The sequence below is a fragment of the Albimonas pacifica genome (assembly GCF_900113695.1).
GTDB lineage: Bacteria > Pseudomonadota > Alphaproteobacteria > Rhodobacterales > Rhodobacteraceae > Albimonas > Albimonas pacifica.
Genome location: NZ_FOQH01000002.1, coordinates 576,184 through 588,236 on the forward strand (window position 1 = coordinate 576,184; position 12,053 = coordinate 588,236).

A 12,053-nucleotide genomic window follows, 5' to 3' on the forward strand; every position below is an offset into this window, starting at 1 on the left:
CGTGTAGAGGTGAAACCATCGAGGAGCGAGCCTCGCCGCCGCCCGCCAGCCCCTCCGCGAAATCCACCGATCCGAGGAGTGCCGCGCGCGATGCCTGCGTCCGCCGTCCCCGCTGTTGCGTCCAACCCAAGTCCCTGCGCCGCCGACCCTTTCCGGAGCATCCTGGCGCATCTCGACGACCGCGCCGCGGGCATGGGCGCGGTGGAGGCCTTCCGCTTCCACGGCGACGAATCGCGCGACGAGCCCGAGGCGTTCACGAGCTGGACCTGGGCCGGGCTGCACGCCCGCGTCGCCGGCGTGGCGGCGGAGCTGCGCGCCTGCGGCGCCATCGCGCGGGGCGACCGGGTGCTGGTGGCCTTCCCGGCGGGGCTCGCCTTCATCGCGGCCTTCCTGGGCTGCCTCGCCGCCGGCGCCGTGCCCACCCCCGTGCCCCCGCCGCGCCGGCGCGAGCGCCTCAGCCGCTGGGCCCATATCGCCCGCGATTCGGGCGCCGCGGCCCTGCTCTGCGCGCCGGAGCTGCGCGACCGTCTCGGCGAGGCGGTGGCCGAGGCGGGCGTCGCGCACATCCTGCTGTCGGAAGCGGCCGATCCCGCCCGGCCGGCCCCTGAGCCGGGCGCGGCCTGGGACCAGCCGGGGCCCGGGGACCTCGCCTTCCTGCAATACACCTCCGGCTCCACCGGGGCGCCGAAGGGGGTGATGATCACCCACGGGATGCTCTCGGCGAACCTCGAGCAGATCCGCCACGCCTTCCGCTTCCGTCCCTCGGACCGGATCGCGGGCTGGCTGCCGCATTACCACGACATGGGCCTGATCGGCGGCATCCTCACGCCGGTGCGCCTGGGCGTGCCCAACGCGATGATGAGCCCGGCGGCCTTCCTGCGCGACCCGATCCGCTACCTGGAGCTCGCCTCCCGCTCCGGCGCCACCCTGATCGGCGGCCCGAACTTCGGCTACGAGCACTGCCTGCGCCATGCCTCGCCCGAGGCGCTGGCGCGGGTGGACCTATCGGGCCTGCGCCTCGCCTTCTCCGGCGCCGAGGCGATCCGCGCCGAGACCCTGCGCCGGTTCGCGCAGACCTTCGCCCCGCGGGGCTTCAGGCCCGAGCTGTGGGTCGGCTGCTACGGGCTGGCCGAGGCGACGCTCTGCGTCTCCGTCACCCCGCCCGACGGCGCGGGCGCGCGGGCGCTGGCGCTGGACGCCGAGGCGCTCGCCGCCCACCGCATCGCCCCCGGCCACGGCGCCGAACTGGTCGAGAGCGGGGCGGTCGCGCCGGGCATCGAGCTCGCCATCGTCGACCCTGCGTCGCGGACCCGCCTCCCCCCCGATGCGGTCGGCGAAATCTGGCTGCGGGGCGCTTCGGTGGCGCGGGGCTGCTGGGGGCGCGAGGATGCCGAGGGGACCTTCGACCAGCGCCTCGACGGACAGGGCGGCTGGCTGCGCACCGGGGACCTGGGCGCGCGGGTCGACGGCCGGCTCTATGTCGCCGGGCGGCTGAAGGAGCTGATCGTGGTCCGCGGCCGCAACCTCCACCCCCAGGACCTGGAGGCGACGGCGACCGCCGCCCACCCCGACCTGCTGCCCGGCCGCGCCGCCGCCTTCGCGCTGGACGCCGGCGGCGACGGCGACTTCGCGCTGGCCTGCGAGCTGCACCGCAGCGCCTGCCGCGCGCCCCGCTCGGCCGAGATCTTCGCCGCCCTGCGCCGGGCGCTGGCCGATCGCCACGGGGTGCTGCCCGCGCGGCTCGTGCTGCTGCGCCCAGGCGCGCTGCCGGCGACCCCCAGCGGCAAGATCCAGCGCTTCGCGGTGCGCGACGGCCTCGCCCCCGGCGGCTGGCTGACCCCGCTCGCCGAGCACGCCCGCGCGGCGCCGCAGGACCCGCAGGCGGCCCCTCCGGGCGCCCTCGCCCAGGCCCTGCGCGCGGCCCCGCCCGCGGTGCGCCGGGCCCGCCTGCTGGCGCATCTGCGCGCCGCGCTGGCCCGGGCGACGGGCGACGACGCGGCGATCGCCGAGGACGTGGGCCTGTTCGATCTCGGCCTCGATTCCGCCGGCGGCGTGGCGCTGGTGGCGGGGCTGGAGCGGGACCTCGACCTTGCGCTCGACGCGACCCTGATCTACGAGCACGCCACGCTCGCCACGCTGGGCGACCACCTGTTGGGCCGCCTGTTTCCGCCCGACGCGCCCCCCTCCGGCGCCGGTCCCGGCCAGTCAGCCCACGCCCCCCTTGCCAGCGAAAACCGGGCCCCCCAGGGCGCCCGAGACGTTCCCGCCAGCGATGACGACGACGAGGCCATGCGCGCGCTCGAGGCGCTGCTGGCTTCCGATCCCTGACCGGGAGAGGGTTCCGATGACCTCCACCAGCCAGCCCCACGGGGAGGGCGAGGCGCGGATGCGCGATCTGCTCGATCGCGCCGCCGCCCGCCTCGCCCGCCACCAGGCCGACCGCCACGAGGGGATCGCCGTCGTCGGCCTCGCCGCCCGCTTCCCCGGCGCCCCGGACCTCGACGCGTTCTGGGACCTGCTGGACCGCGGCGAGAGCGGGCTGCAGCGCGTGGACGCCGCCGATCTCGCCGCCGCGGGGCTTCCGGCCGCGCTGCTCGACGATCCCGACTACGTGCCCGTCTGGGGCGGCCCGCCCGAGGCGGACGGCTTCGACGCCGATCTCTTCGGCTACGCCCCGCGCGAGGCGGAGCTGCTGGACCCCCAGCAGCGGATGGTCCTGGAATGCGCCTGGCACGCGCTGGAGGACGCCGGCCGCGATCCGGCCCGCGAGCCCGGCCGCGTCGGCGTCTGGGCCGGCGCGTCGCTGTCGAGCCACCTGCTGCGCGCCGCCGGCCGGGCCGGCCGGATGGAGGCGGGGCTCGCCAACATCGCCGGCATGGTCGCGGCCCGCGTCTCCTGGCGCTTCGGCCTGACGGGGCCGAGCGTGGGGGTGCAGACCACCTGCTCGACCGCGCTCACCGCGATCCACATGGCCGTGCAGGCCCTTCGCCGGCGCGAGTGCGACCTGGCGCTGGCCGCCGCCGCCGCCGTCGACGCCCCCCGCCCCGAGGGCTACGCCCACCAGGCCGGGGGCGTCGCCGCCCCCGACGGCGTCTGCCGGCCCTTCGACGCCGCCGCCGCCGGCACGGTCTTCGCCAACGGCTGCGGCGTGGTGGTGCTGCGCCGGCTGAGCGACGCGCTCGCTGACGGGGACCCGATCCGCGGCGTGATCCTGGGCTCGGCCATCGGCAGCGACGGGGCCGACAAGGTGGGGCTGACGGCGCCCAGCGTCTCGGGCCAGGCGGCGGTGCTGTCGGCGGCGCTGGCCGACGCGCGGCTGGGGGCCGAGGCCCTCGACTGCATCGAGGCCCACGGCGCCGGCACCGCCCTGGGCGACCCGATCGAGGTCGCCGCCCTCACCCGCGCCCATGGCGAGGCGCTGGAGACGGCCGGGCGCCGCTGCACCCTGGGCTCGGTGAAGGGCAACGTCGGCCATCTCGACGCCGCCGCCGGCATGGCGGGGCTCGCGAAACTGCTGCTGGCTTTCAGCCACGACCGCTTCCCCAGCACGGCGAACTACGCGCAGCCCAACCCGAAATGCGCCTTCGGCCCCTTCGAGGTCTCGGCCGAGGCCCGCCCCTGGCCCCGCGACCCCCACCGCCCGCGGCGCGCCGGCCTGTCGTCGTTCGGCATGGGCGGCGCCAACGCCCACCTGGTGATCGAGGAGCCGCCGCGCCTCCCCGCCGCCCCGCAGACGGAGGGCGCCCAGCTCCTCCCCCTCTCCGCCCGCACGCCCGAGGCGCTGGCGCGGCTGGGCGAGGATCTGGCCGCGGCGCTGGAGGCGGGCGAGGCCCCGCTCGCCGACGTGGCCTTCACCCTCCAGGTCGGCCGCCGCCCGCTGCCCGAGCGGCGCGCCGTCGTCGCCGCCACCCGCGAGGCCGCCATCGCCGCCCTGCGCGCGCCGGCCGAGCCGCTGCGCCCCCTCTCCGGCGCCCCCGAGCCAGTCTTCGTCTTCGCCGGCCAGGGCGCCCAGCGCGCCGGCATGGCCCGCGACCTGCGCGCCGCCGAGCCGGCGTTCCGCGAGACGCTGGACGCCTGCCTCGACCTCGCCCCCGCCGAGCTGGTCCTCCCGGCCCTCATGCTGGACCCCGCCGAGCCCCGGCGGATCCACGAGACCCGGGCCGCCCAGCCCGCGCTCTTCGCCCTCGAGCTGGCGCTGGCGCGGATGTGGATCGCCCGCGGCGTCGTCCCCACGGCGCTGATCGGGCACAGCGTGGGCGAGCTCGCCGCCGCCTGCCTTGCGGGCGTGATGGACCTGGAAGGCGGGATGCGCCTCGCCGTCGCCCGGGGCGCGCTGATGCAGGCCTGCCCGCGGGGCGCGATGCTGTCGGCGATGATCTCGGAGGCGGAGGCGGAGGGCGCCTTGCCCGAGGGCGTGGAGCTCGCCGCCGTCAACGGCCCGCGCAGCGTGACCCTCGCCGGGCCCGAGGCGGCCATCGCCGAGCTCGCCGCGCGGCTCGAGCGCAGCGGAGTCGGTTGTCGGCCCCTGCAGACCTCCCACGCCTTCCACAGCGCCGCGATGGAGCCAGCCATGGCGCCCTTCCGCGAGGCGGTGGCGGGCGTGGCGCTGCGCCCTCCCGAAATCCCCATCGTCTCGACCCTCACCGGCGACTGGCTGACGGCGGCCGAGGCGACGGACCCCGACCGCTGGTCCCGCCAGCTCCGCCGCCCGGTGCGCTACGGCGAGGCCGTGGCCCGCCTGCGCGAATATTCGCGCCCTCTGCTGCTGGAGATCGGGCCGGGCGCGGGGCTGATCCGCCTCGCCCGCCAGGCGCTGGCCGGCGACGACGGGCCCGAGAGCCGCGGCGTCGCCTCGCTGCCCGAGGCCGGCGCCCGCGACGGCGCGGCCGAGGTCCTGCGCGCGACCGGCGAGCTCTGGGCCGCAGGGGCGCCCATCGACTGGCCCGCCCTGCACCCCGCCCCCCGCCGCCGCGTGCCGCTGCCCGGCTACCCGTTCCAGCGGCGCCCCTTCTGGCTGCCCCCCGCCTCCGCCGCGCCCGAGGATCCGCGGGCCGCGACCGACCCCGCCCGCTGGACCCACCAGCCCAGCTGGCGGCGCCTGCCCGCCGCCGCCCCCGCCGCCCCGCCCCGCCGTCTGCTGCTGGGCGCCGCGGCGCTGGACCCGCGCCTCGACCGACCGCTGGCGGCCGAGCGGCTGGACCTCCCCCCCGAGGCCGACTCCACAACCCTGCGCGAGGCGCTGGAGGCGGCCGCCCCCGAAGAAATCCTCTGCGCCTGGGGCCTGGACGAGACCGCGGGCGAGGCGCCGGGCGCGCTGCTCCGCGGGGCCGTGGCGCTGGGCCGGGCGCTGGCGGGCTCGACCCTGCGCCCGCGCCTGACCCTGGTCGGCGCCGGCATGCAGGACGTCGCCGGGCGCGAGCCGCTGGACCCCGGCGCGGCCATGGCCGCGGGCCTGGTGCCGGCGCTGGCGCAGGAGCTGCCGGGCCTCGTCTGCCGCAGCCTCGACCTGGACCTCTCCGAGCCGGCGGGCCCGATCCGCGGCCTCGCCGACGCGCTGAACGCCCCCTTCGCGCCCGCCGACGCGCTGGCCCTGCGCGGCGGCCGGCTGTGGCGGCGGGAGTGGGAGGCCGCGCCCTCGCCCGAGCCCGAGACGCTGCCCGCCCTTCATGGCCGCGCCGCGGTGATCGTGGGCGACCTCGCCTCCGGCCTGACCCTGGCCTTCGCCCGCGCGGCCCGCGAGGCCGGGGCCTGCGGCGTCGCGCTGCTGGGCGCGGGCGCGCAGACCGGGCAGGGGGAGGGCCGCCTCGCCGACGGTCTGCGCGCCCTGGCCGCGCCCGGCTTCACGCTCCATGCCGAGGCGGGCGACCCGACCGACGCCGCCTGGCTGGGCCGGGCGCTGGATGCGGCCGAGGCGCGGCTGGGCCCGCTCGCCGGCGTCTTCCACACCGGCGCCATGGGCGACGCCAGCCTCATGGCGCTGGCCGAGGCCGAGCCCGCGGCGCTGACCCGCCTGGTCGAGCCGCGCCTGCGCGGCGTGGCGGCCCTGCGCCGGGCTCTGGCGGGCCGCGACCTCGCCTTCTGCCTGGTGCAGTCGTCGCTGTCGGTGCTGGCGGGGGGCGCCGGCCTCGGCCCCTACGCCGCCGCCAACGCGGGGATCGAGGCGATCGCCGCGCTGGCGGGGCGCGAGGGCCCGACCGCCTGGCAGGCCGTGCAATGGGACGCGGCCGAGACCGGCTCGCTGGCCGGCCACGCCGGCCTCTCGACCCTGCGGATCCTCTCCGAGGCCGAGGTCGCACGGCTGACCCGCGCCATCCTCGCCCGGCCGGGCGCGAGCCTGGTCGCGGTCACCCCCGGCCCCCTCGCGCGCCGGCTCTCCGAAGCCGACCGCCCGCCGGCCGAGCCCCCGGCGCCCCGCCGCCGGACCCGCCCCCTCGTCCCCCCGCGCGACGATACGGAGCGGGCGGTGGTGGCGGTGATGTCGCAGATGCTCGGCGTGCCGGAGATCGGGGTCGAGGACGATTTCTTCGAGCTCGGCGGCCACTCGCTCCTCGCCATCCAGATCGTCGACCGTCTGCGCCGCGACTTCGGCGTCGAGCTGCCGGTGCGCGCCCTGCTGCAGGAGCAGCCCTCCGCCGCCGGCATCGCCGCCGCCCTGCGCGAGGCTCGCGCCAAGGCCGACGAGGACGGCCGCGCGCTGGCGCGGATGCTCGACGAGATCGAGACCAGCCCCGCCGACGGCGCGGCCTGACCAACCCCCCGGGAGGATCCATGCAGTTCAGCCTGTTCTACTTCGACGGCGACGGCTCTCGCCGGAACCCCGACGCCTATCGCCTGCTGCTCGACAGCGCCCGCTTCGCCGACGAGAACGGCTTCCAGGCGCTGTGGGTGCCCGAGCGGCATTTCCACGCCTTCGGCGGCCTCTACCCCAACCCTGCGGTGATCCACGCCGCCCTGGCGATGGCGACGAAGAACGTCCAGCTCCGCTCCGGCAGCGTGGTCGCGCCGCTGCATCACCCGGTCAGGGTGGCCGAGGACTGGGCGGTGGTCGACAACCTCTCCGGCGGGCGCGCCGGCGTCGCCATCGCCTCGGGCTGGACGATGGAGGAGTTCGTCCTCTCGCGCGAGCCGCACGGCTTCCGCCGCACCCTGATGTGGCGCAGCTACGACGAGATCACCCGCCTGCTCGCCGGCGAGGCGGTGGTCTTCGAGGACGCCGACGGCAACGAGGTCGAGGCGAAGACCCTGCCGCGCCCCCTGCAGCCGCGCATCCCCTTCTGGGTCGCCGGCCAGTCCACCGAGACCTTCGTCGAGGCCGGCCGGCGCGGGATCAACGTGCTGTGCTCGCTGCTGGGCGAGACGCTCGACGACGTGGCCCCCAAGATCCGCGCCTACCGCGAGGCGCTGGACCGCGCCGGCCACGATCCCGACGCCGGGCGCGTGGCGATGATGGTGCACACGTTCCTCGCCGAGGACCCCGAGACCGCGCGGGCCAGGGTGATCGGGCCGTTCTCCGACTACCTGCGCACCCACTACCACCTGCTCGAGAGCCTGGCGAAGAGCATGAAGCTGGACGTGCGGCTGTCGGATTTCTCGCAGGACGACCTCGACAGCCTGCTCCGCTTCGGGGTCGAGGGCTTCATGAACGGCCGCGCCCTGATCGGCTCCCCCGAGAGCTGCCGCCCGATGGTCGAGGCGCTGGCCGAGGCGGGCGTGGACGAGATCGCCAGCCTGATCGACTTCGTGCAGGACCGCGAGCTGGTGATGGGGGGCCTGCCGCATCTCGCGGAACTGGCGAAGGCCACCGCCGGCGTGCGGCGGCTGGAGGCGGTCTGAGCATGGAGGCTCCAGGCAGGGCCGGGCCCGACCTCGCCGCGCTGCGCGCCCGGGTGGCGGGGCTGTCGGCGGCGCAGCGCGAGGCGTTGCGCGCGAAGGTGGAGGCGGCGGGCATCGCCTGGTCGCAGGTGGCCCCCGAGCCGCCCGCGCGGCCTGCGCGCCTGCCGCTCTCGCCCGCGCAGATGCAGTTCTGGCTGATGCAGACGCTGCGCCCGCACGACGCCTCCTTCGCCATCGCCTTCGCCTGGGAGATCGAGGGGCCGCTGGATGCGCCGGCCTTGCGCGGCGCGCTGACCCGCCTCGTCGCCCGGCACGAGGCCCTGCGCACCCTCCACCCCCAGGACGACGACGGCCCGCGGCAGGAGATCCCGCCCCCCGCCCCCTTCGCGCCGGAGGAGGCCGCGCCCGCCGACCCCGACGCCGCCGAGCGCGCCTTCGTCGCCCGCCCCTTCGACCTCGCCAACGATCTCCCGATCCGGGCGACCCTGCTGCGGCTGGGCGAGGGGCGCGCGCGCCTGATGGTCTCGATCCACCACATCGCCGCCGACGGCTGGTCGCGCGGCATCCTCCTGCGGGAGCTGGCCGCGGACTACGCCGCCCTGCGCGACGGCGAGCCCGGGGCGGCGGCCCCTCCGGCGCAATTCGCCGACCTCGCCCTCGCCCAGGCCGACTGGCTGCAGGGGCCCGAGGCCCGCGCCCAGGAGGCGTTCTGGCGCGAGCAGCTGGCCGGCCTCTCCCCCCCGCGCCTGCCCGAGGCGCCGGGGGCCGAGGGCTCTGCGGACCGTCGCGCGGAGACCTCCTTCCACCGCCTGCCGCCCGACCTCGCCGCCCGCGTGGCGCCGGCGGCGGCGGCGCTGGGGGCGACGCCCTTCACGCTGCTGCTGGCGGTGTTCCAGCTGCTGCAGCACCGGCTGACGGGGGCGGACGACCTTTCGGTCGGCGTGCCCTCCGCCGGCCGGGACGGGGCGGCGGCCGGGACGGTGGGGCTTTTCGTCAACACGCTGGTGCATCGCGCCCGGCCCCGCGCGGGGCTGAGCTTCCGCGACTGGACGGCCGCGGTCCATGCCGGCTTCCTGCGCGCCTTCGACCGCCAGGCGCTGCCCTTCGCCCGGGTGGTCGAGGCGACCGGCGCCCCTCGCCGCCCCGACCGCACGCCGCTGTTCCAGACCCTGTTCCAGGTGCAGTGGGACGGCTACGCCCGCCAGAACGCCGACGCCGTGGACCTCGGCGACCCCCGCCTGCGCATCCGCCAGCGCCCGATCCCGCTGGCCGAGACCAAGTTCGACCTGACCTGGACGATGATGTCGCGCGAAGACGGCCTCGTCCTGATCGTGGAGCGTCGCGCCGCCCTCTACGACGCCGGCTTCGTCGCCCGCATGGCCGCCCAGTTCGAGACCCTGCTCGCCGCCGCCCTCGACCGCCCCGAGGCGGCGATCGAGACGCTGGAATGGCGCCCCCCCGCCCAACGCGCCGCAGCCGTCCTGACCGGGCCGAGCCGCCCCATCCCCGACCTCGCCGACCTGCTCGCGCCGCCAGCCGGCGCCGAGCCGGCCCTGATCGACGCCGGCGCCGCGCCGGCCCTGATCGACCTCTCGACCGGCGAGACGCTGGACGCCGCCGCCCTTCATGCGGCCGCCGACCATCTCGCCCGCGCCCTCCGCGCCCGGCCGGAGCTGGCGGGCCCCGGCGCCTGCCTCGGCCTGTGCCTGCCGCGGCGCCCCTCGCTGGTGGTGGCGATGCTGGCGGCGCTGAAGGCGGGCATCCCCTACGTGCCGCTCGACCCCGCCCACCCGGCTGCGCGGCGCGACGCGGCACTGATCGACGCCGGCGTCGGCCTGCTGCTGGCGGAGGAGGAGATGTCGGCCCCCTGTCCGGTGGTCGACCCCACGACGCTGGAGGCCCCCGAGGCCCCGCCGCTCCCGCGCCCCTCTCCGGACGCCCTCGCCTACCTGATCTTCACCTCCGGCTCGACCGGGCGGCCCAAGGGCGTGCCGATCTCCCGCCGGGCGCTGGCGAACCTGCTGGCCGCCACGCTGGAGGGCCCCGGCCCGCGCGCCGGAGACCGGATGCTGGCGCTGACCACCGTCGCCTTCGACATCGCGGCGCTGGAGATCCTGGCCCCGCTCGCCGCCGGCGCCACGGTGGCGCTGGCCGACCGCGACCATGCGCTGGATCCCGACCGGCTTTCGGCTGCGCTCGACCGCCACGCGGTCACCCACATGCAGGCCACCCCCGCCGCCTGGCGGCTGTTGGTCGAGGCCGGCTGGCCCGGCCGCCCCGGCCTGACCGCGCTCTGCGGGGGCGAGGCGCTGCCCGCCGATCTCGCCCGCGCCCTGGCCCCCCGCGTCGGCGCCCTGTGGAACATGTACGGCCCGACCGAGACCACGATCTGGTCCGCCGCCCTGAAGCTGGAGGCGGTCGAGGGCGACGCCCCCGTCCCCATCGGGGGCCCGCTCGCCAACACCACGCTGCGGATCCTCGACCGCCACGGCCAGGCCCTGCCGGAGGGCGTGCCCGGAGAACTCGTCATCGGCGGCGCCGGCCTCAGCGCCGGCTATCACCGCCGGCCCGACCTGACCGCCGAGCGCTTCGTCGAGATCGGGGGCGAGCGGGTCTACCGCACCGGCGACCTCGCGCGGCTGGAGGCGGGGGGGCGGATCGCCTTCCTCGGGCGGCTCGACCACCAGATCAAGCTCGACGGCCACCGCATCGAGCCCGGCGAGATCGAGGCCGCCCTGACCGCCCGCGCCGACGTGGCCGAGGCGCTGGTCATGGTCCGCGACGGCCGGCTGACCGCCTGGCTGCGCCCCCAGGGCGCGCGCGCGCCGTCGCCCGCCGAGCTGCGCGCCGACCTCGCCGCCCGGCTGCCCGCCTACATGGTCCCCGGGGCCTTCGTGGCGCTCGAGGCCTTCCCTCTGAACGCCAACGGCAAGATCGACCGCGCCCGGCTGCCCGACCCCGAGGCCGCCGCCCCCCGCGACCCCGGCCGCCCCCCCGCCACGCCCGAGGAGACCGCCCTGCAGGCGATCTGGGCCGAGGTGCTGGGCCGCGAGACCGTGGGGGTCGAAGAGAACTTCTTCGACCTCGGCGGCGCCTCGATCAGCGCCATGCGCATCGCCGCGCGGGCCCGGGCGCAGGGGCTGATGCTGGCCCCGGCCCAGATGTTCGCCCACCAGACCGTCGCCGCCCAGGCCGCCGCCGCCCGCGCCGCGGCCTCCGAGCGCCTCCCCTTCACCCCCGCGCAACACGCCCAGCCCCCCGAGCCCCGCCGCCGCCTGCGCGTCCCCACCCCCGGCGCGACGCCCTCGGCGCTCGCCGCCGCCGTCGCGGCCCTGCGCGAGGCCCATGCCGTCCTGCGCCTGACCGCCGAGGACGACGCCTGGCGCCCCGATCCGGCGGCGGAGGCGCCGGCCTGGCAGGCGCATCTCGACGACGAGAGGCTGGAGCTGACCGTCGACCCGCGCCTGCTCGACGCCCCCTCGACCGAACGGCTGGCCCTGGCGCTCGCCGCCCATCTGCGGGGCGAGGCGCTGGACCTGCCGGCGGAGGCGCCCGCCGCGCGCCCTGCGCAGGCCGCGCCCCGGCTGGACCCGCTGCCCCATCGCGGCGGGGCAGGGACCTCGGCGCCGGTTTTCCAGACGCTGGCGGAGGCCGATCTCGCCGCCTTCCGGGCGGAGGTCCGCCGGTCCGGCGCCCCCGAAAGCCGGCTTGCGGCCGCGGCGCTGGCCCGCACGCTCTCGGCCTGGCAGGGCGGCGGGGCGGTGTCGCTGGCGCTGCTGGCGACGGCGCCCCTCTCCGGCCTCGGCCATGCCCTCCGCCTGCTGCCCCTGCGCCTGACCGAGGTTCCCACCGACCCCGCCGCCGCCCTGCGCGCCGTGCAGGCCGCCGCGGAGACCGGGGACGTGGACCCGCGCGCGCTGCCCGAGGGCCTGGCGGTTCTCGAATGGACGCAGGCCCCCGCCGCTGGCGTGGAGTGGATCGAGGCCCCCGCCCCCCCGCTCCCGCCCTCGCCCGCCCTGCACCTGGCCGTCGAGGCCGGGCCCGCCGCTTTGCGCCTGACCTGGCGGGGGGCGGGTTTCGAGCCGGCGGGGCTGGCGCGGCTCGCCGCCCGCGGGCGGGCCGAGCTCCTCGCCCGTCCCGCCCCGACGGCCCCGCCCGCACGGGGGCCCGCGAAACTCGACCGCCTGCGCGCGCGGCTCGTCCAACCCGGAGGATAAGGC

The 12,053-nt window shown here is 78.0% G+C and carries 4 protein-coding genes; all 4 read left to right on the top strand.

Annotated elements, in window-relative coordinates; all coding sequences use genetic code 11:
- Positions 1–90: 90 nt before the first annotated feature.
- Genes BM064_RS05295 through BM064_RS05310 form a run of 4 tightly spaced genes read left to right on the top strand, consistent with a single transcriptional unit; the run spans position 91 to position 12,050 of the window.
- Positions 91–2,328 (top strand): AMP-binding protein, encoded by a 2,238-nt coding sequence (locus BM064_RS05295; protein WP_092858582.1) that lies wholly within the window; start codon positions 91–93, stop codon positions 2,326–2,328.
- 16 nt (positions 2,329–2,344) lie between these two features.
- Positions 2,345–6,748 carry a type I polyketide synthase gene (locus tag BM064_RS05300; protein ID WP_177236151.1) on the top strand — a complete coding sequence of 1,468 codons (4,404 nt, stop codon included), beginning with the start codon at positions 2,345–2,347 and terminating at the stop codon, positions 6,746–6,748.
- Positions 6,749–6,768: 20 nt separating this feature from the next.
- Positions 6,769–7,833: an LLM class flavin-dependent oxidoreductase gene (locus BM064_RS05305; RefSeq protein WP_092858586.1), complete on the top strand. Its 1,065-nt coding sequence runs from the start codon at positions 6,769–6,771 to the stop codon at positions 7,831–7,833.
- 2 nt (positions 7,834–7,835) lie between these two features.
- Positions 7,836–12,050, top strand: a complete 4,215-nt coding sequence (locus BM064_RS05310) for a non-ribosomal peptide synthetase (protein WP_092858588.1) — start codon at positions 7,836–7,838, stop codon at positions 12,048–12,050.
- The last annotated feature ends 3 nt before the right edge of the window (positions 12,051–12,053 follow it).